We start from the raw sequence: 24171 nt of genomic DNA, 5'->3' as shown, positions 1-24171 counted from the left end.
ACAAGTTATTTTTTTAAAATCATACGAATTTGTATTTTTATAACAAACTCTCTCGCTTTTTCAATAAAAAACACATATATTACGCATATATGTTGAATATTTAACTTCCGTATTTAAACAAAAATCCTGTTTTTAATTTTATTAAAAACAGGATTTTTGCATCTAAATAATTAAATTTAATCTTTCTTCTATAATCTCCCTATCTGATTTCGACTGTGAAATTATAAGGCATGTATCATTTCCACATATACATCCTATTTTTTCTTTCCAATCTAACTCATCAAATAAAACACCAATAACATGTGCATTACCAGGTAATGTTTTAATAACCATTAATTGATCTACACAATCAATTTTCACAACAACTTCTCGTAATTTTTTCTTTAACTTTATATCAGTTTGTAAATGCTCTTCTGAGAAAACTTTATATATCATTAATCCTTCTTGAGAAGGTACCTTCGTTAAGTTTAACTCACGAATATCGCGAGAAACCGTAGCTTGTGTTACTAATACATCTTTTTTTGCTAACAATTCTACTAATCTTTCTTGCTTATCTATTTCATACTCCTTTACAAATTGTTTAATTAACCGTTGTCTTTTTTCTTTTTTCATAAAAGACACCCCTTTTAATATTATAGCTCGCTATAATTTTCATCCGAAAGGGAGAGAAAAGAATGTTGCGGAAACGTTCATAGTTTAACTGTAAATATTAAATCAAACTAAATAAAAAAGAGAAGAACAGCATTCTGTTCTTCCTTTTACATTGAAAATCGTTCAATTGTTTGTTTCAAATCAGTTGCTTGCTTCTCTAAGTCCTTTAATAATTGATCGATTACTATCATATTTTTAGACTGTTGTAGCGTTACACGCGCCACTTCTTGCGAACCAGCTGACGTTTCTTCAGCAATTGCTGCTACAGCTTTTGTTTGTGCTCCTGTTTGATGAATGTGGCTCACTTGTTCATTCATATAACTACTAATTTGCTGAGTTGCATCGGCTACTTCCATAACACTTGATGACATTTCTTTTAAAATTAATTCCGTAGCTTCCCCACGTTTCGCCTCTTCTTTAGCTATTTTCACTTGTTCTGTCATTTTCATTGCAACTTGTTGTACTTCATCTTGCATATTCCGTAATAACTGAGATATGTTTCTTGCAGAATGATCACTTTCATCAGCAAGTTTACGTACTTCTTCCGCAACAACCGCAAAACCTCTTCCATGCTCTCCTGCGCGAGCTGCCTCAATAGAAGCATTTAGTGCTAATAAATTCGTTTGGCTAGCAATCGCACTCACAACAGACACAATATGTTCTACTTGTTTCATTCGTTCTTCTAACTTCTGTACATTTTGCATGGAATCTTCATTTTCTTTTGCCAATGTTTGAATACCTTGAATTAAAGACGTAAAGACACGAGTACTATGCCCTAAAGCTTGAACCATTTCTGAAGACAACGTATCAGACTGCTTCGCTTTTTCTTCTACTTCACTTGCAATAGACGTCGTTGTATCAACAGCAGAAACAATTGCTTGAATTGATGCTGCTGATTGCTCAGCGCCTGAAGAAATCTCTGCAAGAGTCTCAGATACACCTTGCGCTTGTCTCGTTGCTTCGCCTGTTTGTTTTCTAATCTGCTGTACTTGATTGTTTGTATAAGAAAATGTTGTATCAATATTTTTTACCATGCCCCTTAAGTTTCCTAACATCATATTAAATGCAACACTTAAAGATTTAATTTCATCATCTGTCTTCGGTAATGGAACATCTTCACGAATATCACCCTCAGCTGCTTTTCTTGCCGCTTCCTCTAACTTGCGAAGCGGTTTAATTAAAAATACGGCTGCTCCATATGCTAAAATTCCAGACCATACTACCCCTAATAACATAACGATAATATTATATACTGTTTGACTTACATAACTTTGAAAATAATCGTATATCACGTAAATAAAAAATATACTTGTTGAATATGTAATGAGAGCTAAAACTGTAGTGAATAGCATAAGTTGTGTACGTAATCCAAAAGAAAATGTTTTCCTTTCTTTTTCCATCTTCCCTTTCCCCCTTTTTATAAGCAATATAAATACTACCTATATATTATTATCCATATTTTCATTATAGAAGGATATAGGGATTTTAAAAATTATTATTTCTTTGAATATCAAATTGCACGAAAAAAATAAAGGATTCTGACAATTTATGACTAATAACAGAAATAAGGGGCAACATTTGTAAAATATATTTTTAACTGGGGGTTTTGTATGATTCAAGTTCGAAATCTAGTAAAATCATTCGGTTCACTTGATGTGTTAAAAGGAATTGATTTAGAAGTAAAAGAAAAAGAAGTTGTTGTTTTAATTGGTGCCAGTGGTTCTGGTAAAAGTACATTACTTCGCTGTCTTAACTTTTTAGAAATGTACGATGAAGGCGAAATTCACTTACAAGGTGAGCGAATTGATCCAAAGCATTCAAATTTAAATAAAGTCCGTGAAAATGTCGGTATGGTTTTTCAGCACTTTAACCTCTTTCCTCATATGACCTCACTAGAAAACATCATAGAAGCACCTATTCACGTAAAAAAATTAGAGAAAGCAAATGCAAAGGATATTGGAAATCAACTTCTCCAAAAAGTCGGCCTTCAAGATAAAGCGGATGTAACTCCTCATCTTCTTTCAGGTGGTCAAAAACAGCGCATTGCCATTGCACGAGCTCTTGCAATGAGCCCTAAGATTATGCTATTTGATGAGCCTACCTCAGCTTTAGACCCTGAACTTGTTGGAGAAGTATTGCAAGTTATGAAAGAACTTGCTGAAGAAGGGATGACAATGGTTATTGTTACTCATGAAATGAATTTCGCAAAAGATGTAGCTGATCGCGTCATCTTTATGGACGATGGAAAGATTGTAGAAGATGCTCCGCCAGCACAATTCTTTTCAGCTCCATCACATGAACGAGCAAAACAATTTTTACGCAACGTTTTATAATGTAACTTCTGTTTCAAACGAAAAGGAATATATTCATACGGTGCACAACTAATCATCCAAATAAAATATTTCAATAACATACTAAAAAACCATCCGTATGATCAATATATAGGAGGGGTTTTATGAAAAGAAAACTATTAACCATTGTTGCGAGCATTACACTATGTACATCCTTCATACTAGGAGCTTGTAGCAAAGAAAGCTCTACTACTTCATCAAATGGTGAAAAAGAATTTCGCTATGCGATGAGTGGATTATACAAACCTTTTAACTATAAAGAAAATGACGGCAAACTTGTCGGCTTTGATGTAGAAATCGGTGAAGCTCTTGCTAAAAAGATGAACATGAAGGCTACGCCAGTTACAAACCCATGGGAAACGCTAATTCAAGGTCTTCAAGCGAAGAAATATGATGTAATACTGGGTAGTATGGCAATTACAGAGGAGCGCTTAAAAGCTGTTAGTTTCTCAAATCCGTACTATCGCTCTGGCGCCCAAATTTTTGTGGCTAAAAAGAATACCGCTATCTCTTCTCCAGAAGATTTAAAAGGTAAGAAAATTGGTGTTGTAAAAGCTAGTACCTTTAAAAATCTTGTTGCAAAATATACAGATCAAATCACAGAATATGACAGTGATATTACTGCTCTTATGGACTTAGAGCCTGGGCGTGTTGATGCAGTAATTACGGATCAAATGGTTGGTCTACGTATGATAAAAGAAGGAAAATCGAATATAAAAGAAGCCGGAAAACCATTAAATCTTGATGAAATGGGAATTGCTATCCGCAAAGATGATAAAGAAATGGTTGAGCAAGTAAATAAAGCGTTAGATGAAATCATTAAAGATGGTACGTATGAAAAGATCAGTAAAAAATGGTTCGGGCGTAATATTCTTGGTGAAGAGGAAAAAACGAAGTAAGTAAGTTAGCCATTCAAAAGATTCATAAACAGTGCCCCACTGATTAAGTGTTCATTTTATGTGGGGCATTTCATTCTCTACTAAAATCTATACAATATGAGGTGAAACGCATGTTTGAAATTTTTATCTCTTCCTATCCCACACTCTTAAAAGCTACTATTGTCACATTACAATTAACATTAACTTCCCTAGTACTCGGTTCATTAATTGGATTATTATTCGCTTTCTTTCGAATCTCTAACAATAAAGTTTTAAATAGTATCGCTCATGTCTACATTGCTATTATTCGTGGTACACCTTTAATTGTTCAAATTGCCATTCTCTATTTTGGAATTACATCCGTTGTTGTTTTCACCCCTTTTTGGGCAGGAGCAATCGCTTTAGCAATTCATAACGGTGCATATATTACCGAAATTTTCCGTGGATCTATTCAATCCGTTGACCGGGGACAATTAGAAGCAGCTCGCTCTTTAGGCATGCCTTATCCTTTAGCTATGCGACGAATTATATTACCACAAGCATTTCGTCTGTCTCTTCCTCCTCTAGGAAACCAATTTATTATCGGATTAAAAGATTCTTCACTTGTTGCTTATGTAGGAATGTCCGAATTATGGGGATCAGGTTTATCAATTGCAGCAGGTAACTTCCAACAATTAGATACTTACATAATCGTTGGTGCATACTATCTCGTACTTGTTCTTCTATTTACTTATTTTGTTAATCTTTTAGAAAAACGATTACAACGAAAAGAAACTAACTCCGTCCAAGTGAGCAGAAAAAACAAGAAAGAAGTTTCTTTATAGCAAAAAAGCAAGCTCACTAAGAGCTTGCTTTTTTGCTATAAAATACATCTATTTTTACTGATTTACTTTTTTAATACTCTCTTTTTCTTCTATATGTTCCTCACGATATGAAATATTATGAGGATCTAGTCCATTTCCTAAAGAACCATAGAAATGCTCTCTATGCGGATCAACTAATTCACTTCCGTGATAATACACACGTGGTGTATTCCAAAGTGCTGCCAATGCTTTTGTCATCGGCATTTCGTGATAGCGTTCCGGCCACATTTCTTTAATCTTCTCTTTTACTAACGGATAGTATTTTGAACTCATAGCAGGAAACAGATGATGTTCTGTATGATATGAGAAGTTGAAATGTAAAACGTCTACCCAGCGCGGCACTGTTACTGATAAACAGTTTGCTAATGGATCATTTACTGGAACAATTGGATTTAAGCGGTGATTTGTTGCGATATATGCCATTACAATAAAGTTAGCAATTAACAACGGAATGACATATGCAAATAACCATTTTCCTGGTCCCATAATAAACAATAAACTAATCCAAACTGTCCAAGGTAAAAGAAGTTGAAGCCATACAGATTTTTGATTGGATGACTTAAATTCTTTTATAAAATGAAAGAACATTCGAGTCGAATGCAATGTAAATTGAATTGTTAGTGACAGAAAACTAAAGAATGAACGTACATGAAGGGGCATACGATATACCCAACTCAAAAACTTACTCTTCTTAAGTTTCTCAAGTGTCGGCCATGCATCTGGATCATTCTCTTCATGCTGTGTATGAACATGATGCGTTGCATTATGCCACTTTCTCCAAAGCTTTGGCCCTGTTGATAATGGCATAAATGCAATCGCGCCTAAGAAGTCACGAAGCCATGCCTTTCTTACAACAGTTCCATGTAAAATTTCATGCCCTAAAAATCCAAGTGAAGCAAAACATAATCCAAGAACAATTGCAATTCCTAGATTCGCCCACACATTCAATTCAAATACACCAATCGCTATTAACCCCGCCAATGCCACAAGCAAATAAGCCAGTCCACCAAATAAACGAGTAGGCACTGGTTTAAATGCTTTTTTCGGCAAATGTGGTGATACACGTGCTGCATACCACCCAAACGTATGAAGCTCCTTCATCCTTTTGCTCCTTTCTTATGCCGCGCCTTGCGCAACTTACATATATTAATTCTTGCTTCCAGATTGATTTTACTAGGTGATCCAAAAAGCATCTATTATAAGGAAAATATACTCACTCTATCGTCACTTATTTTTCGCTTTTATTATCAATGAAAAACATTTCTCTTTTTACTCTCTATCAACCTTTCCACATGATGAATCATAACAATAGAATTTCTATATTGTCAACACCTTTTATGACCTAGTAATAAAAGGTGGTTATATTTTTATAATCATACTTTATTTCACTAAAGAAAATGTATAGATTCCATAAGGATTTACCCAATATATATAGACATTTTCTTAAACGCCATAGACTCTATCTCATTCAATAACTCCCTATGTAATCAACAAAACTGAATCACTTGAATTTAGTTTTATATAAATCCTACTACTTCATAATGCCCCACCTAATTAATTATATTAAAATAATTTATAACCTCTTTTAATAAAAATAGACTACTTCTAAAACAACACACATGAATTTCATATAATATGGAAATATTAAAAGGAAAATTGTTCTAAAATCAGGAGGTTTCCGCAATGACAAGTGATACATTTCCACAACTGCCGCTATCTTATTGGATTGAATCTACTCAGTTTCCTACTTTCCCTCGTTTATCCGAAAATATAAAGACGAAAGTTGCTATTATCGGTGCTGGTATTACAGGTATTACTACTGCCTATTTACTTGCAAAAGAAGGCGTCGATGTTGTTTTAATTGATTCCGGCCGTATTTTAAACGGAACGACTGGGCATACAACAGCGAAAGTAACAGCACAACATGATCTTATTTATGATGAATTAATAAATCATTTCGGTGTAGAAAAGGCCCGGCTTTACTATGAATCAAATAATAAGGCTCTACAATTCATAAATAAAACTGTTCAAACATATAAAATCGACTGTAATTTCTCAAATGAAGATTCATATTTATATACAACTACTGATAACGGATTAAGAAATTTATCGAAAGAATATGAAGCTTATCAAAAATTAAATATACCTTGTGACTATGTTCAATCTCTATCGATTCCTATTCCAGTACAATCTGCGCTTGTAATGAAAAATCAAGCACACTTCCATCCCCTTCTTTATTTAAAAACACTTTTAGAAAAGTTTGTGGAGATGGGCGGAAAGGTCTATGAACAAACAACAGCTATGGATGTGGAAAAGGGCGATTATCCACAAATAATTACAAAAGAGGGCCATCATATCACTTGTGAATATGTCGTCTCTTGTTCACATTTTCCTTTTTATGATGCGAATAGCTTTTTCTTTACGCGAATGTACGCAGAACGCTCCTACGCTCTTGCAATAAAAGCAAAAACGGAGTATCCAGGTGGCATGTATTTAAGTATTGATGATCCAAAGCGCTCCTTACGCTATATAACAAACAATGGAGAAAAATTAATTTTGATTGGCGGAGAGAGTCATAAAACAGGTCAGGGAATAAATACAATGCTTCATTATGAAGCACTCTATTCTTTTGCTGAAGCCACTTTTGGAATAGATGAAGTTCCTTATAGATGGTCAGCACAAGATTTAATTACTCTAGATAAGCTTCCTTATATCGGACATATTAACGAAAGAAATCCAAATATATTTGTTGCAACTGGATATCGCAAATGGGGAATGACAACTGGAACTGCTGCCGCTCACCTACTGAAGGACTCCATCCTAAAAGTTCACAGTCCCTATAAAGAACTGTATGCACCATCACGCTTCCATGCAAATCCAGATATAAAAACGTTCCTCTCCCAAAACATTGATGTTGCGAAACATTTAATTGCAGGAAAGATTGAAACCGCATTACGTAAGCCAGAAGATCTCGAAGTTGGTGAAGGATCTGTCGTACATGTTAACGGTAAACGAGCAGGTGCTTATAAGGACAAAGAAGGAAAATTACATATCGTCGATACAACTTGTACACATCTCGGCTGTGAAGTTGAATGGAATAATGGTGATTGTACTTGGGATTGCCCTTGCCATGGTTCTCGTTTTTCAATTGAGGGAGACGTTCTTGAAGGCCCAGCAGATCAACCGTTAAAACGAGTTGATAATGAGTAAACAAATAAAGAAGTTCAACAAAATTACTGTTGAACTTCTTTATTTGTTATAAACCCTTTTCAGATAAAATTCGACACAAGGAGGAAAATATTAACATTAAATAAAATAATATATTCATCTACAAATTAAAAGGGGTGAATATTATGCAACCTTCAGCTCCACCTCATCTAGAATCTACAGAAACTATCTTTCCAAGCTCTATTACAAAACTTGTTGTTTTTATTTGTTGGCTAGCCATTTTAGCTGATGGATATGATTTAGGTATTTACGGTGCCGTTCTACCAAAGCTCCTAGAAGACAAAAGCTGGGCGCTATCACCAGCGCATGCTGGTACAATTGCAAGCTATGCTTTATTTGGGATGTTTATTGGGGCTATTCTAGTTGGAACGATTACAGATCTAATTGGGCGTAAATGGACGCTTATATGCTGTTTAGCACTTTTTTCTATCACAATGGGTTTAGCGGCTATCGCTCCTTCTCCTGAGTTATTTGGATTATCTCGATTTATAGGAGGAATCGGATTAGGCGGTGTTATCCCAACAGCTTCAGCACTTACTGTTGAATATTCACCAAAAAAAAGGCAATCTTTTATTTATGCTCTTATGTTTACTGGCTATCCTTTAGGTATCGTGTTAGGTGCTATTTTGTCCATGCTTATGTTAGAAGATTTCGGATGGAGAATTATGTTTGGTATCGGAATGATTCCACTACTCCTCATTCCTTTCATTATTCGCTATTTACCCGAGTCCATTCAATTTTTATTATCACGTAATCGCCAAGAAGAAGTGAACCAAATTCTTAATCGTTTTCAAATTGAATTTCATGTAAAAGATAAAACTCATCAAGACCCATCTACTATACGAAAGAAAAATGGATTTTTTACTTTATTCTCAAAAGAATACATAAAAGCAACGCTACTTTTTTGGATCACTTATATAATGGGAATGTTTTTAATATATGGTTTAAACACTTGGTTACCACAGATGATGCGCCAGGCAGGATATCCTCTTGGGTCTAGTCTGTCATTTCTACTTATGCTAAATATTACCGCAGCTATCGGCGCATTATTCGCTGGAGCAATTGCTGATCGTATAGGAGCAAAAATTATTATTAGCATCTCTTATCTTATGGCAGCCATATGTATCGGACTATTAACAATCAAACCATCTGTTACAATCATTTATCTTTTAATTGGCCTTGCTGGTATTGGATCAGTCGGTATTACTCAAATATTAAATGCATATGTAACACAATACTTCCCATCACATATCCGAGCTACCTCCTTAGGCTGGGGACTGGGGCTTGGCCGAGTTGGTGCAATTGCTGGCCCAATTCTCGTCGGTATTATTATGACAATGCAATATGACTTAGCATGGAATTTTTACTTATTCTCCTTTGCAGGTCTTATCGCAGCTATATCTGTTTTCTTCATTCCTACAAAATAAAAAGGGCACAAACTTACTTGTGCTCTTTTTCATATGCTTCAAACAACATATCTCGAAACAATGTATTTAAACTCTCAATATCGATTCCTGATCCCTTTTCAATTCCTTTTACATATTGCTGATAGTAATGAATTTGTTCTTCTAAAAATTGATTTAGCACCTTAATTTTCAATCCAACATCTAATTCAGTACCTGCTTTTTTCTTTATTAACAACTTTTCAATTTCATCTAATACGCTACGTTCTAATGATAATTCTGTAATCAATCGGTCAAATTCTACAGGAGGTAAAGTCGTTTTCTCTTCTAGCCACTTACAAGCTAAAATGGGACGTAATACATAAAAGTACTTTTTCAGCTTTACATTCTCACCTTGCAAAAATTCACGATAATTTTTCGACGCCATATGTAAATAATGATATATCGTTGCTTTTGGATTAAAATTCTTCTCACTCATCTGTTGAAGTAGTTCTGGAAAATTAGAGTTTTTCGAATAAAAAATTGGTGATCGAATCCACTCAAGTAAAGCAGGATTCGACTTCGCGAATAGTTGCAAAGACTTTTTAATATCCCAACCACTTATATCTAAATCATCACTAATTGGATATTCAATTACATCTCGTTTGTCATGAATTGATAAATACCATTCTACCGGATGTATATAAACAAACCTAACATCATAATCGCTATCTTTCGATGGAAAACCCCAAGCACGACTCCCTGATTCTACCGCAAATAAAATTTTCACATCATTCTCTTTTTCAATTCTTTCTAACTCCGACTCGATTTTCTCTCTCATTGCATAACACCTCCATTTTTTGATTATTTCCTTGGAAATTCGACAAATACAATACTAATTTTACTACATACCAAAAAAACTGTCAGAAATTACTGACAGCCTAATGAAACGTCTATTGTTGCTTTTCGATTACAGTAGTAGCAATTCGTTCAAACTCTTTTTGAATCTCCTCTTTATATGCATCTACTATTGAAAAGTCCATAGCAGCAATATAAATTCGTTCTAATTTATCACGAACCGATTTTGCTTTCGCTAAGAAAGACATCGCCTCATTCATTTTTGCTTTATATTGAATGGAAACATCACGAATTTCCTTCGCATATTTCTCATCCGTCCCTGGCGTAACAATAAGGGCATACATATCAATAATTTCATCACCCTCGCGACTTGGAAAATATTCATGTGGTGCGGTGCTATCAAAAATTGCAAAGCCTAATTCTCTTACGATAACCATATCAAGACTATGCGGGTCAAATCCGCAATGATATACTTCAACTTCAAATCCTTTTTCTTCAGCTGCCTTAGCTAACTTTTTGAGCATCGTTGATTTTCCAGAGCCTGGGCGCCCTTTTATAAAATAACGATGTGGTAACCCTTCTGTTAAATTAGGAACAAAATCAACTGCTCCTTTCGGTGTAGCAGCTCCTAAAAAACGATGTTTTACAAGCGATTGTCTCCCGCTTTTATCTGCAAATAATTTCTGGATTAGCTGATTGGTTAGTTCATTTGCTTTATTAAAATCTATATTATCAATATATATCTTCTCCCACTCATCATGTATAACCAATGCCTCTTTAAAACGTGCGTAAGCAGACTGAAAAGCTTTGCTTGCTTCTGAAACAAATCTTTCAATTTCTAACTTCTGCTTTCTTAGTTTATCTGAGTCCCAAGCAATTCCTAAATTTATATACTCTTCAACAACTCCTGGCATTTTTGGCTCAATAACATGCGGCGATGTCCCATCAACAATTCCTACTTTTAATTTTGGGATAATTACACCATCAACCGATTTATTATCAGAAGAACAATGTAAAAATTCAATATCATATCCTTTTTCAATCCATTCACGACCTATTGCCTTTATTAAAGAAGATTTTCCCGTTCCTGGGCCACCCTTTAAGATAAATAATCTGTCTAATCCTTTTAAATTCTCTTCGTATAAATTGTGAAATCCCCTAGCTGTATTACCACCAGCATAATAATTTAATACATTTCCTGTCACTGCACTCACTCCTTCGCAGCATTCTATTTACATAAGCTACAATATGCGAGCAGCTTTATTTGGGTGAATACCTATTTTGTATTGCACGAAAAAAGGAAATGAATTACAATTTAACTATCAGAAAATTCCGATTTTAAAAACTGAATACTTCTTTATCAAGAGAGGCAGAGGGACCGGCCCTTTGAAGCCCAGCAACCTCAGTTTATACAAACTGAATAGGTGCTAATTCCTGCAAAATGCATTGCATTTTGGAAGATAAAACTCAACTAGCATGTAAAGCTCATCTTTCTTGATACTGAAGGATGAGCTTTTTATTATTTGAAAAACATATATTGGAGGTATGTAAAATGAAAGTAATTGATCTATCGCAAACATTTGAAAATAATATGTCTCAATTTCCTGGAACACCTAAAATACAACTAGAAGCTGTTACAAGTGTTGAAGAATCAGGCTATCAAGTTACAGATTTTCATTCTGTCGTTCATGTTGGCACGCATTGTGATGCTCCTGCGCATTTTATTTCAGGCGCAACGACCATCGATCAATTACCGCTGGATCAATTTGTAGGTGAAGCTGTTCTTATAGATGTAACACATATTCAAGAGCGAAAATTACCTAAGGCAGTATTGCATAATACTGACATAAAAGAAGGTGATATTGTTATTTTTCATTCTAATCTATCCACCAAATGGAATACAGAGGCTTATGAGAAGGAAGCATTTTATCTTTCTGAAGAATTAGCTAAAGAACTAGTGCGATTAAAAGTAAAATCTATCGGTTTAGATTTCATTTCTCCTGATGAAGTCACAACAGAAACATCACCGATTCATCACATATTACTAGGGAATAATATTTACTTAATTGAAAACTTAACAAATCTAGATGCTATCGAAGCAAAACGTTTCTTTTTCTCAGCAGCACCTTTAAAAATTAAAAATAGTGACGGTGCTTTCGCAAGAGCATTTGCTGTTATATTTTAAACACAACCTATAAAGTGAACCTTTGATCAGTGGAGGTTTTGTTCATCCCATACCTAACTTCTTTGCTTCCGCTGAATTTTGAAGTGGGGGTCTTACTGCCCGGCAAATAGCGGAATTAAAAAAAAGCAAAGGCCACTATTGGTCTTTGCTTCTATATTTTCTATTTAAATTAAGAAAGAATTGTTCCACACGGGGACGCACCCAAGCTAAACAATCTATCTCTTTCTTCTTTGTGCAAGCTATCTCTTCTCCATCTACCATTTCAACAAGTTCTAGTTCTAACAGTTGCCTCGTGAATGCTAACATATTCACTTCTTCGGATGGATACTCTTCTTTTAATTTCTCCTCAATTTCCCCCAATAAAAAACCGTCACGCATCATTGCCAATGCATCAATCCAAAGTGGCGGCATTTCATATTTTTCTCCTGTAATTGTATCTTTTACAATATAATTCTTTTGCTCTTTTCGAAATTGAATCGTGTGTAAACATACAGTCGAATTTAATGTTAATTCCATCATACCACCTCTTTCATAATATCTGCATAGAAAAAAGGATGCGTGTGCACCCCTTCTTATCTTTTCATAACACCACTGAACCGCTACATGAGCAATCAATCTCATGTCGATATTTTCCTCCATTATAAACGAAGTATTTTATAAAAAAAACCCTTCTTGAAACATTTTATAAAATGTTTATATTTACACAACAAGAACACTTTTCTGAAAAATCTTTTCTCCCAATACATTAAACGGTCGGCAGAAAAATTTCTACTTTCGTTCCTACTCCTAGACTACTTTGGATCGTGATACTCCCTTGATGTTCCTTAATAATTTTATATGTAATCATTAACCCAAGTCCTGTACCAGTCTCCTTTGTTGTGTAAAACGCCTTGCCGATTTTTTCTAATTTATCATTCTCTATACCAAATCCTTGGTCTTCAACAGAAATACACAAATGTCCTTGCGTTTTTTGATATGCACGGATATGAATTTCTCCGCCCTCTGGCATTGATTCTATTCCATTTTTAATGATATTTAATAACACTTGTTTTAATTGCTTATCATCACCGTTTATAGCCGGTAAATTCCCATCTACTTGTATATGACATTTAACTCTATATTGCGTTGCATAACTTTCCATTAGATGCACAACATATAGAAGGATATCTCGTATATTACACCTTTCATAATTTGTTGGCTTTGGTTTTCCTAACAACATCAATTCACTAACAAATCCATTAACCCTTTCAATTTCTTGTAGCATAATGTCGTAGCTCATCGTATCAGTTGGATTTCTTTCTTTTTGCATTTGCGTAAACCCTTTTAACGCTGTTAGCGGATTTCGAATTTCATGGGCAATTGTTGTAGACATAGTCCCAATCACAGCTAAATTTTCCGTCTCTTTCATATTGTTCATCATTTCAACCACTGTTCTTACATAAGATTGAAATCGTTTTAATAAAGAATGTGAAATAATGAAATAGAATATACATAAAACAAGTGGAATTACCACTTTTAAATCTTGTAATAGCAATGTGAAAAATACGTACTTTCCAATTACACTAAAGGACACTAAATAAAAGTATTTTCTATTCACGAAAACTGGGGCAAATAAAATTAATAACATTTCTACCATACTACCATGTTCAAAAGGTCTATCCGTTCGCAAATAAATCATTAAATTATTCACAAGATTGATAAACATGTACCCAAATAAAAATAAATATTTTACAGAATATACATACCCTCTTTTTTGAAGATATATAGAAATAGGAAATAATGCTATTACAAATATAGGCACACCTATCCCAAGACTACCTTCTGGCCAACCTACCGCTGTTCCACTAATATTCATAGCAGGATATACAAAATAATATATAGCGTCATATAAAAAGAATATAATATAAAATAATAATATAAATACCTTTAAGGCTCTTCTTTCTTCATAAATCAAGCTCTTGTATTTATTCATATAAAAACTCCCCTTGATCGATACAAAAAACTTTCATTGTTATCTCCTTAAAGTATAAGTATGAAATTGCTTTCAGGGCAATATTTAACCTTATAATAATGAAAGGAAGGAGATCTCCCCTTCCTTTTGGTAACAACTTACATCCATCTTACCCTGTCATGTAACAATCCATCCGTAAAATTATTATGCCCTATTACAAAATCCTTCATATATAAATTTAAATACTCACCGTACTTACTTTCTGTATTTAATAACAACTCCTCAACGTAATAAGCACCTTGTTCAAATTGATCTAAAAGTAAACTGGACAAGCCCGCATAAATCCCGCACCCTACTTGAAAATACGTTGCATTCGTTTTATATTTACGAAAAACTTGGCTACTATTCATCACATTATACATATATGTCTCACTATTTTCATAAACGAGTAACACACCGACCAAGTCCTCTCCAGCAACCTCTTCTTCCGCTGGATTAAACACTTTACGATTCCAGTTCCATAAATCTTCTACTTGATCTAAGTTCTGTCTAATTATATTTGTTGTATACTCATTAATTCGGTAAAGAAAACCAACTTCCATATTAAAGTTTTTCCCTAAAATTAATACTTCCTCATGTGGCATTAAACAACCATAGAATTCTTTTTCTCCTAACTTCACTTTATACTCTGAAGCATATACATCTTCATAAAAGTAAAGAGGACGATGATGACTCATATACATCGGATAACTCCAGATTGCTTCATCTAAAAATCGCTCTACTGCCCATGAAGCATAAAGTGTATGTGGCTTTATAAGTGCTGTATCATTCAAAAACGATGTGTCATGTTCTACAATATAACATGCTCTTGGCCTTTCATTTGGTCGTTCCTTCATAAGCTCAACAACCATCCATTGAACAACACCTGGATTCATACCTGAACCTATAATCGCTTTTGTATTTGTAAATTTCTCTTTCTCCTTCTCAAACCTTGTATATCTTTCCGTAAGCTGAAAGCCGATTAAGCTATCGTCCTGATCTACTGCCTCATTTTCCAAGGCTGAGTTAATATAACAAATTCCTAGTTCATTACAGCAGCTTAATACTCTAATTGTATCTGCCCCTGAAACATCAATCACAACACTCGTTCTTTTTTCTTTTAAATGTTGTTTAAATTCCACTACATTTTGAAGGTTTATTTCATATAAATATAATTGACTTTTCAAATTCGAAAACAACTCATCATAATAAGTCCTATCTTTTTGTTTTATATCCACCAAATGAAATTTGGCATTCTTTAATACTTCATAAATTGGATCTTTTTCATTTGCTATCGCTTGATTTAAAATTGCTAAAACTGCTTTTGCTGCTCCACCAGCACTACCAAGCAATGTAATTGATAACGAATTCGGAAACTGCTCCACAAACAAAACCCCTTTAATAAATTAGTTGAGCAGCTCCTCCTCAAAAAATAAATTGAATACATAAAAAGATAGCTCGTACACAATTTTTATAAGTTAGTGTAAAGTTACCTTTTAAAAAATCACACTATACTATGTTTATATTCAATTCATTTTTCCCCTCATCTTCAAATTAAACTAAAACAAATAGGCTCGACCTTTTCTTCTGCATATAAAAGAAAAAGTCAGCCCTTCCAACTAATCTACGGACAATGGACGGATTTTACATGTTGAATATTCACATACATTTTTGCATCACGTGCTTTTGATATTTCAATATGACCTTCATCAATTTTCGCCATTTTTCCAATTTTATTGGACTCCTCACCTAAATCAAACACCATAATTTTCCCAGTCATTTTAATAAGCTGTTCTTCAAATGTTCTAGCTAATGTAATATTTAACGGATTTACGGGGAGTTCATTTTTATTGAGGGCATACGGTACTTGGTTTTCTTTATACGGAATTAACCATTTTAAATGCTTTAAAGATATATATACCGTTTTATAAACCGGACTATAAAAAACAATATAGTCGTTCATCACACTTGTAACATAACCATGTATTGGAGCATTTCCTGCTACATAAACTTCTGTAAAAATCCCTTTAGAAGTACTTAATACTTTTCTCAAAGAAATTGAAGGGGATTCCCTCTTAATTACAGAATCAACATCTGGTTTTAGTATGTCTTCGTCATGTGGTCTTAAAAATTTATAGTATTGTACATGATATAAAGATATATATACATAGTCTTGTCCATTGTAAAGAACAATAATGTCATTTCCTACGTCTATTAATATACCTTTAAACCTTTTTTCACCGATTAATTTAACATATATATTTTCCCCAATACTTTTGTTTAACTCATTCATCTATATCCTCCTTCCTATGAATTTCAGCTTTCCTATCTTCCGTTTCAAAAAAATAATCAGGGCAATGTTCTGTCTTAATAGTAAGTAATTCCTTTTCATACTATCGAAATAAGAAATTGTTCTTCTCTTTCCCTCATAATGCCCCTCTTATTTATTAAACATTATTCATCTTCATTCTTTTTACATTTCACTACTTGACTCACACTCTTAATATGATAATTAATGATATAAATAACTTCATCACCGTTTACTAGCGTAATACATTCTTCATGCACTTCACTTAATAGGCCTTCTACACACTCTGGGCCGCCACGGTTAATCTTTACCCACTTATACTTCAAGTCACGTAATACATCGACGAAAGTATCATCATCAGAGCAGAAACATGAAACATAGCCATCGCCACATTTACTTTCTTTCACTTTCTTAACTAGACTCTTCACATGTTTCAATTGGTAATATACTAATTCACCAAGAGGAAGTTGTAATGTAAGGTAATCTCTTCCTAACGATACAAGTACCCCCACTCGACTCTCTGGTCCACGAAGATTTACTTTTACAGTCTCACCGACTAAGCCTTTAATTTGTTCACAGCATAATATACTTTCCAAATTTGTATCCTCCTTTCTTATTATCTTCCTCTTCTTGACTGTCTTTGTGCGCGAGCTCGACCTGAATCATTACTTTCACTTTCGCTTTCACTTTCGCTTTCTTCGCTCTCTCTACAAGGTACTGTTACACTCTTAATATGAGATACTGCAACTAATATAACTTCTTCTTTTACAATTAGTGTCACAAATTCACAAGAAACATCTTGTAAAATACCTTCAACTTTCTCTGGGCCACCACGATTAATTTTCACCCAGCAATATTTGAAGCTTTGAAGTAACTTTTCAAAGTCATCTTCACATTCACATTCCAACCATCTGCAATCATCTGATTTACAATCTTTCACATTTTTTGTAATACTTTTCAGATGACGAATCTGATAGTAATAGAGCTCTCCTTTTTCATTCTTTAATACAAAGTAATCCGAACATACAGCGACTATTGTCCCTTTTTGAGATTCTGGACCACCCCTGTTTACTCTCACAAAAGATCCAATTAAGTCTTTCAGAAAATCACAATGAAATAAACTCACGAGAAAACCCCTTCCATTAATTTATAAGCTTTTGCACTGATAGTATATGTATCTGTACAGGTTACGTTCTCTATGTTTGTCCTAGCTAGAAAAAAATATGCTTTTAACATGGTAGACTACTACCTATCAAAATTTGAAGAAAGGCTAAGAACTCCTTATGTTTTTGATATCTTCAAACAAAAAATCCCTTATGAATATACATTTCTGCATATCTTCATAAGGGATTTTCCATAGTTTAATCTTCGTCTTTAACATCCATATCTTCTGGAATTGGTTCGTTCAATATTTCTTCCACTAATTGCTTATATTTCTCCATTTGTTCTAAATGTGTATTAAATTGTTCTTTATTTACTAAATATTGCTCTCCATCGAATAGCGCACGAATTTTCTTTTGCTGAATTAACTCTTCAATATACGATTTTGGTAAATTCAAATACTCCGCAGTCTCTTCTACTGTTATATACAATGCGTTCATTCCTTTATTATTTTTTCATCTATACTGTATCTTACTTTACTTTATTTTTGTAAACAAATAAAAAAGATTTTGTAAATGCAGTTCAAAAAGCAGGTAGATGCATTCCATATATTGTATAGTATTATATAGTAAGAATTTTTTAAATATAGAATGGTATTACCCATTTACACAAAGGAGAGTTAACATATGGCTACTCGTCACATCATTACAATGTTAGAAAAAACACTACAAGTTGAAACAGAAAACACAATTTCTCATTTGAATGTATCTTTATCTGATCGTTTTCTTTCTCAAAGCACAGCAATACATGAAAACAATTGTTATCATACAATTGGTGAATGGTACAAAAATCATTTCTTATTCCAACAAGATGATTTCCTTTGGGCTAAATATGCTTTCTATGACGCATATTGTGAAGCCATCAAAAAACAAGGCCATCTTACAAAACGCGTCCGTCAAATATTAGAATCATTGGCTCGAAAACACGGAAAACAGTATATTGCTTCTATACTAAATATGCCATTTCCTAATGAACGCGCTAAAGGGACAGCGTAATTTAGCCATGTTCTGCGTAAGCAAAACATATCTAAATTGTTTTCTAGGATGCTTTACCAATAAAATGTTCATATCATATGAACTGATGAAACCGGTGTCATTATAATGATTGAAAATATAGTAAACAGGAAAACCCCCACGTACATCTCTCATCCATTTGAATAGAGAAGTATGTGGGGGTATACTTGTTCCTTATTATTTTATCATCTGCTTAATCAGTTCGCGATTTCTCTTCTTAAATACTTCATTATGAGAAGAAACCATTCCGTACTCACTTGCATCTGGTTGGATAAATTGCTTTGCTTTATTCACAGCATTTCCAGCATCTTGGAATGCACCTGCAATTAAGTGTAGTTTCCCTTCGTGCTTTAAAATATCTCCAGCAGCATATAATCCATCTACTGAAGACTCACTATTTGCATTACCTGCAATATAATAATTATCTATAATTGCAACGTCTAACTCACTATTTTCTAATAATGTAATGTCGCGTTCATATCCATGATTAATAATAACTTCATCAATAGGTAAGTGAGAAACCTCACCTGTTTCATGATTTGTTAATTCTACATATTCGATCGCTTCATGATTATCACCAGCAATTAATTTTGTAATCGATGTATTAAAGAAACACTCCGCTGAGCTGTTCATAAGTTGTTTTACTTGTGCTTCATGACCAGATAATTCTTCTTTTCTATAGGTTACATACACTTTTTTCGCAATTGGTTCCAATTCATTTGCCCAATCAACAGCAGAATTGCCTCCACCGGAAATAATAACTGTTTTACCTTTGAAACGCTTTAAAGATTTAACTGTATAATTTAAATTCGATACTTCAAATCGCTCAGCACCTTCAATAGATAACTTTTGCGGTTTCAATATACCACTTCCTGTTGCGACGATAACTGTTTTTGAAAAGTGTTCTTCGCCAGTACTTGTTTTTAATGTAAAAGTACCATCTTGATTACGAATAATCGATTCTACTTTTGTATCTAATACAACTTCCGGCTTAAATGTTAACCCTTGCTGTACAAGTTGTTCAATTAACTTATCACCTGTAACTGGCAATAGTCCTCCTACATCCCAAATCATTTTTTCCGGATACACATGTATTTTTCCACCTAAATGTGGTTGAAATTCTATTATTTTTGTTTTCATTTCTCTGAGTCCACTATAAAAAGCTGAATAAAGCCCTGCAGGTCCTCCGCCTATCACGGTTACATCAAACAATTCTTCTCGATTCATTCGTGCTCACTCCTCAGCTATTAATCATTGATTATCATTCTCAATAAAATATAACCTGTTTCCGCAAAATTTACAATCAAAATTACTATTGACAATACACCTATATAAAATTATATTATTTAAAGAATCAATAGTGATAATCATTATCATTTTGTTAATAATTAGCAAATTTGAGATTACATCTTCTTTCATTAATATGGTTATTACTATATTATAAAATCTCATATTCAAGATTTTTAATAAATTATTTTGCATTACCACTACTATTTCAAAAAGATTACAGTTAAACAAATTATTGTATACACATATCATCTATGTTAAAGGAGAAAGACGATGAAAAAGTTATTTATTTCACTAACAGTCCTTTTCGTTCTTGTTATGAGCGCTTGTAGCAATAGCTCTACAGACAAAAAGAACGATGCAAAAGGTAGCAAATCAGAAACAATTACATACCAATCTGAAGATGGTAAAAAAGTAGAAGTTCCTGCAAATCCAAAACGCGTTGTTGTATTATCATCATTCGCTGGTAACGTAATGTCATTAGGTGTAAATCTTGTTGGGGTAGATTCATGGTCTAAACAAAACCCACGTTTTGATAGCAAACTTAAAGATGTTGCTGAAGTATCAGATGAAAATGTTGAAAAAATCGCTGAACTAAATCCAGATTTAATCATTGGTTTATCAAATGTTAAAAATGTCGATAAGTTAAAGAAAATCGCGCCTACTGTAACATACACTTATGGAAAAGTTGATTACTTAACACAGCATTTAGAAATTGGTAAGTTATTAAACAAAGAAAAAGAAGCAAAAACTTGGGTTGATGACTTCAAGAAACGTGCACAAGAAGCTGGTAAAGAAATTAAAGCAAAAATCGGTGAAGATGCAACAGTTTCTGTTGTAGAAAACTTCAACAAACAGCTTTATGTATACGGCGAGAACTGGGGCCGCGGAACAGAAATTCTGTACCAAGAAATGAAATTAAAAATGCCTGAAAAAGTAAAAGAAAAAGCATTAAAAGAAGGTTATTACGCATTATCTACTGAGGTATTACCTGAATTTGCTGGTGATTACTTAATCGTAAGTAAAAACAAAGATACTGATAACTCATTCCAAGAGACAGAATCATATAAAAACATCCCAGCAGTAAAAAATAATCGCGTATATGAAGCAAACATGATGGAATTCTATTTCAATGATCCACTTACATTAGATTTCCAACTAGACTTCTTCAAGAAGAGCTTTCTTGGTAAATAATACAAACATGAGGAATTCTTAATTTAAGAATTCCTCTTCCTTTATTCTATGAACAGAAAAGATGTGAAACGAATGACAAAAGATCATGACAATCCACGTTCTATAGCTTTTACATACAAACTAATTTTAAGCTTAATTGCATTCTTTCTTATTTTTATGGTTGCAATGGTATTAGGTGCTGCAGATACTTCGATAAAAGATGTATGGTTAGCACTCACTTCCTCCGCTAAAGGAGACAAAATATCTATTATTCGAGAAATACGTTTACCACGTGAAGTTGCTGCTATTTTTGTAGGAGCTGGATTAGCCGTTTCTGGGGCAATTATGCAAGGATTAACACGAAATCCACTTGCGGATCCTGGATTATTAGGGCTATCTGGTGGAGCAAATGCTGCGCTTGCACTGACACTTGCTTTCAACCCTTCCATCAGCTATCTTTACTTAACATTAGCTTGCTTTATCGGTGCGGCAATTGGCGCAATTATGGTATTTGGAATTGGTATGGTGAAAAAAGGCGGCCTTTCTCCTCTTCGAATTGTATTAGCAGGCGCTGCAGTTTCAGCATTTCTACTCGCAATTTCAGAAGGAATCGGCATTTACTTTAAAATTTCACAAGATGTATCACTTTGGACTGCTGGGGGCGTAATTGGAACAACTTGGAGCCAATTAAAAATTATTATTCCAGTCATTTCAATTAGTATCTTTATCGCTATCTTACTAGCAAAAAAATTGACAGTTCTTAGTTTCAGTGAGGAAGTGGCTATTGGACTAGGTCAAAAAATTATTGTTATTAAAACTATTTTATTTATCATTATTATCTTACTTGCAGGTGCATCTGTAGCGCTTGTTGGAAATATGGCATTTATCGGCTTAATGGTACCTCACATGGTACGCCCAATTGTCGGTCCAGATTACCGATTTGTTATACCGATGTCAGCAATTGCTGGAGCTTCCTTTATGCTACTTGCAGATACAATCGGACGTACTATTAACGCTCCATACGAAACACCAGTTGCGGCAATTGTTGCGATTGTAGGGTTACCATTCTTCCTATTCATTGTACGTAAAGGAGGAAAAACATTCTCATGATGCAATCTATTTTAAGAAAACAGCGTCTCATTATACTCGCTTTACTTATAGTAATCATCACAACCATTGTAGTTGGAATGGGACTTGGTTCAGCGTCTTTATCTTATGATCGACTACTCCCAACATTAATGGGGCAAGGGACTTTTAAAGAGGAGTTTGTTTTATACTCTTTAAGACTACCTAGAATTGTCATTACATTATTAGCTGGTATGGCTCTCGCTTTATCAGGGGCTATTCTGCAAGGAATTACCCGAAATGATTTAGCTGAACCTGGTATTCTTGGTATTAACTCTGGGGCCGGTGTTGCTGTTGCTATTTTCTTTTTATACTTTCCAATAGATGTAGGTTCATTTCTTTACTTACTACCTGTAGTTGGATTTATCGGAGCATTTCTGACAGCTGTTCTAATTTACGTATTTTCATATAGTAAATCAACTGGACTTCAACCAATCCGATTAACATTAACCGGTATCGGTTTTGCATTTGCACTATCTGGAACGATGATTGTCCTTATTTCATCCGCGGATCGTATGAAAGTAGACTTTATTTCAAAATGGATTGCCGGAAATATTTGGGGAGATGACTGGATCTTCGTTTTAGCAATGCTCCCATGGTTAATCGTATTCATTCCGTTTATTTTCTATAAAGCAAATCGATTAAACATTTTAGCATTAAACGAACCAGTCGCAATTGGCGTTGGAATTGAAATTGAAAAAGAACGCAGGTACTTATTAGTTGCAGCCGTTGCACTTGCAGCTGCAGCTGTTTCCGTAACAGGAGGAATTAGCTTTATCGGATTAATGGCTCCTCATATTGCGAAATCTTTAGTAGGTCCAAGACATCAAATTTTCATGCCTATCGCCCTTTTAATCGGCGGATGGCTATTATTATTAGCAGATACAATCGGACGAAATATCGTTGATCCTAATGGCATTCCAGCAGGTATTGTCGTTGCTTTAATTGGGGCTCCTTACTTTATGTATTTGTTGCTTAAAAAAGCGTAAAAGACACCCTCAAGATCTTTTCTTGAGGGTGTCTTTGTTTCATTCTACTGCTGCCCATACCCTTCAAACTTCTTCGCCAAATTCTCCATCTCATCTTCTGGCAATAGCTTTGGTTCCCCAATGCTTTTCGTTTGATAATAAATTTGAGCACAAAACTCAATCTCTTCTGCAACAGTAAACGCCATTTTTATATTATTTGCACCAGCAATTAAACCGTGATTTGCAAGTAGCACAGCTCGGCGATCAATCATGCCTTCAAAAGCAGCATCCGCTAATTGCTTCGTACCAAATGTTTCATACGGCGCACAGCGGACATTCGGGCCTGCAAAAGCAATTAAATATGACACAGCCGGAAGCTCCCATCCTAATGACGCAATCGTCTTCGCGTAAGGAGAATGTGTATGCACAAGCGCATTTATATCTTCACGCTTCCTATAGTAAATAAGGTGCATATCTAATTCACTTGATGGTTTTCTCTCTCCTTCTACTACTTCACCATCTAGGTTTAATATAACTACATCTTCAGGCTTTGTTTCATAATACTCTAAACCACTTGGGCTAATCGCAACAAGACCTTGTTCACGATTAAAGATACTAATATTACCGCCCGTTCCCTTTGTTAAACCACTAGAAATCATTTTCTTTCCATACGCTACAATTTCTTCTCTTTCTTTTTGTAATAACATATACATCCCCCTAAGTATGAAGCTTATGATGACTGACTTTTAC

23 protein-coding genes, 2 pseudogenes and 1 riboswitch are annotated in these 24171 nt (G+C 34.3%); of the genes and pseudogenes, 10 read left to right on the top strand and 15 right to left on the bottom strand.

Translation table 11 applies throughout. The features are described 5' to 3' along the window. Positions 1-162: 162 nt before the first annotated feature. From argR to CQ064_RS34515, 3 genes and pseudogenes are all read right to left on the bottom strand, one after another. Entirely contained in the window at positions 163-612 is a 450-nt protein-coding gene (gene argR / locus CQ064_RS17200; RefSeq protein ID WP_000711826.1) for an arginine repressor, read from the bottom strand. A 146-nt stretch (positions 613-758) separates the two neighbouring features. Continuing rightward, positions 759-1331, bottom strand: a pseudogene (locus CQ064_RS34520) (methyl-accepting chemotaxis protein); the annotation flags it as partial. A gap of 369 nt (positions 1332-1700) precedes the next feature. Then, positions 1701-1886: pseudogene (locus CQ064_RS34515) on the bottom strand (HAMP domain-containing protein); the annotation flags it as partial. A 375-nt stretch (positions 1887-2261) separates the two neighbouring features. Between CQ064_RS34515 and CQ064_RS17190 the strand changes: the two are divergent. From CQ064_RS17190 to CQ064_RS17180, 3 genes are all read left to right on the top strand, one after another. Beyond that, entirely contained in the window at positions 2262-2984 is a 723-nt protein-coding gene (locus CQ064_RS17190) for an amino acid ABC transporter ATP-binding protein (RefSeq protein WP_000616920.1), read from the top strand. A 122-nt stretch (positions 2985-3106) separates the two neighbouring features. Next, positions 3107-3901 (top strand): ABC transporter substrate-binding protein, encoded by a 795-nt coding sequence (locus CQ064_RS17185; protein WP_000823755.1) that lies wholly within the window; start codon positions 3107-3109, stop codon positions 3899-3901. Positions 3902-3948: 47 nt separating this feature from the next. After that, positions 3949-4704, top strand: a complete 756-nt coding sequence (locus CQ064_RS17180; protein ID WP_003269335.1) for an amino acid ABC transporter permease — start codon at positions 3949-3951, stop codon at positions 4702-4704. Positions 4705-4758: 54 nt separating this feature from the next. On the opposite strand, the gene desB is transcribed toward CQ064_RS17180, so the two are convergent. Further along, positions 4759-5844: a Delta(10) desaturase DesB gene (gene desB, locus CQ064_RS17175; protein WP_000661208.1), complete on the bottom strand. Its 1086-nt coding sequence runs from the start codon at positions 5842-5844 to the stop codon at positions 4759-4761. A 582-nt stretch (positions 5845-6426) separates the two neighbouring features. Between desB and CQ064_RS17170 the strand changes: the two genes are divergently transcribed. Then, positions 6427-7953, top strand: a complete 1527-nt coding sequence (locus CQ064_RS17170) for an FAD-dependent oxidoreductase (protein ID WP_000199990.1) — start codon at positions 6427-6429, stop codon at positions 7951-7953. Positions 7954-8096: 143 nt separating this feature from the next. After that, on the top strand, positions 8097-9398 hold the full coding sequence (locus CQ064_RS17165) for an MFS transporter (protein ID WP_001183081.1): 1302 nt from the start codon (positions 8097-8099) through the stop codon (positions 9396-9398). Between the two features lie 13 nt (positions 9399-9411). On the opposite strand, the gene CQ064_RS17160 is transcribed toward CQ064_RS17165, so the two are convergent. Next, a complete protein-coding gene (locus CQ064_RS17160) occupies positions 9412-10194 on the bottom strand; it encodes a nucleotidyltransferase domain-containing protein (protein WP_001208240.1) in 783 nt (260 codons plus the stop codon). Between the two features lie 112 nt (positions 10195-10306). Further along, the gene (locus tag CQ064_RS17155) at positions 10307-11416 is read right to left on the bottom strand and encodes a PRK06851 family protein (protein WP_000147459.1); all 1110 of its coding nucleotides are present in this window, start codon (positions 11414-11416) and stop codon (positions 10307-10309) included. A gap of 149 nt (positions 11417-11565) precedes the next feature. Further along, positions 11566-11678: riboswitch (SAM riboswitch) on the top strand. Between the two features lie 85 nt (positions 11679-11763). Here CQ064_RS17155 and CQ064_RS17150 point away from each other — a divergent pair. After that, positions 11764-12396 (top strand): cyclase family protein, encoded by a 633-nt coding sequence (locus tag CQ064_RS17150; protein WP_000862977.1) that lies wholly within the window; start codon positions 11764-11766, stop codon positions 12394-12396. Positions 12397-12531: 135 nt separating this feature from the next. On the opposite strand, the gene CQ064_RS17145 is transcribed toward CQ064_RS17150, so the two are convergent. From CQ064_RS17145 to CQ064_RS17110, 7 genes are all read right to left on the bottom strand, one after another. Then, positions 12532-12912 carry a hypothetical protein gene (locus CQ064_RS17145; protein WP_000424116.1) on the bottom strand — a complete coding sequence of 127 codons (381 nt, stop codon included), beginning with the start codon at positions 12910-12912 and terminating at the stop codon, positions 12532-12534. Between the two features lie 229 nt (positions 12913-13141). Beyond that, entirely contained in the window at positions 13142-14368 is a 1227-nt protein-coding gene (locus CQ064_RS17140) for an ATP-binding protein (protein ID WP_001046108.1), read from the bottom strand. 137 nt (positions 14369-14505) lie between these two features. Beyond that, on the bottom strand, positions 14506-15771 hold the full coding sequence (locus tag CQ064_RS17135) for a hypothetical protein (RefSeq protein ID WP_000434728.1): 1266 nt from the start codon (positions 15769-15771) through the stop codon (positions 14506-14508). Between the two features lie 239 nt (positions 15772-16010). Continuing rightward, positions 16011-16679 (bottom strand): LSm family protein, encoded by a 669-nt coding sequence (locus CQ064_RS17130; protein ID WP_001004268.1) that lies wholly within the window; start codon positions 16677-16679, stop codon positions 16011-16013. A 161-nt stretch (positions 16680-16840) separates the two neighbouring features. Beyond that, on the bottom strand, positions 16841-17290 hold the full coding sequence (locus tag CQ064_RS17120) for a hypothetical protein (RefSeq protein ID WP_000443836.1): 450 nt from the start codon (positions 17288-17290) through the stop codon (positions 16841-16843). 20 nt (positions 17291-17310) lie between these two features. Next, positions 17311-17820, bottom strand: coding sequence for a hypothetical protein (locus CQ064_RS17115; RefSeq protein ID WP_000051537.1), 510 nt, complete (start codon positions 17818-17820; stop codon positions 17311-17313). 235 nt (positions 17821-18055) lie between these two features. Beyond that, positions 18056-18295, bottom strand: a complete 240-nt coding sequence (locus CQ064_RS17110) for a helix-turn-helix domain-containing protein (protein WP_001998970.1) — start codon at positions 18293-18295, stop codon at positions 18056-18058. A gap of 186 nt (positions 18296-18481) precedes the next feature. Between CQ064_RS17110 and CQ064_RS17105 the strand changes: the two genes are divergently transcribed. After that, the gene (locus CQ064_RS17105; RefSeq protein WP_000235474.1) at positions 18482-18850 is read left to right on the top strand and encodes a hypothetical protein; all 369 of its coding nucleotides are present in this window, start codon (positions 18482-18484) and stop codon (positions 18848-18850) included. 195 nt (positions 18851-19045) lie between these two features. On the opposite strand, the gene CQ064_RS17095 is transcribed toward CQ064_RS17105, so the two are convergent. After that, positions 19046-20095, bottom strand: a complete 1050-nt coding sequence (locus CQ064_RS17095; protein ID WP_001078267.1) for an NAD(P)/FAD-dependent oxidoreductase — start codon at positions 20093-20095, stop codon at positions 19046-19048. Positions 20096-20428: 333 nt separating this feature from the next. On the opposite strand from CQ064_RS17095, the gene CQ064_RS17085 reads away from it, so the two are divergent. From CQ064_RS17085 to CQ064_RS17075, 3 genes are read left to right on the top strand one after another with little or no spacing between them, the layout of a single operon-like run. Then, positions 20429-21349, top strand: a complete 921-nt coding sequence (locus tag CQ064_RS17085) for an iron-hydroxamate ABC transporter substrate-binding protein (RefSeq protein ID WP_000732597.1) — start codon at positions 20429-20431, stop codon at positions 21347-21349. A 48-nt stretch (positions 21350-21397) separates the two neighbouring features. Then, on the top strand, positions 21398-22438 hold the full coding sequence (locus CQ064_RS17080) for a FecCD family ABC transporter permease (RefSeq protein WP_002025239.1): 1041 nt from the start codon (positions 21398-21400) through the stop codon (positions 22436-22438). Further along, positions 22435-23442, top strand: coding sequence for a FecCD family ABC transporter permease (locus CQ064_RS17075; RefSeq protein WP_000983753.1), 1008 nt, complete (start codon positions 22435-22437; stop codon positions 23440-23442). Before CQ064_RS17080 ends, CQ064_RS17075 begins: the two co-directional genes overlap by 4 nt. A gap of 44 nt (positions 23443-23486) precedes the next feature. Here CQ064_RS17075 and CQ064_RS17070 read toward each other — a convergent pair whose 3' ends face one another. Beyond that, positions 23487-24128, bottom strand: a complete 642-nt coding sequence (locus CQ064_RS17070; protein ID WP_000926554.1) for an L-fuculose-phosphate aldolase — start codon at positions 24126-24128, stop codon at positions 23487-23489. Positions 24129-24171 lie beyond the last annotated feature (43 nt).

Source organism: Bacillus sp. MYb78, assembly GCF_002975115.1.
Classification (GTDB): Bacteria; Bacillota; Bacilli; order Bacillales; family Bacillaceae_G; genus Bacillus_A; species Bacillus_A cereus.
The sequence above is the reverse complement of the archived record's forward strand: the minus strand, read 5'-3'. Positions and strand labels throughout refer to the sequence as shown.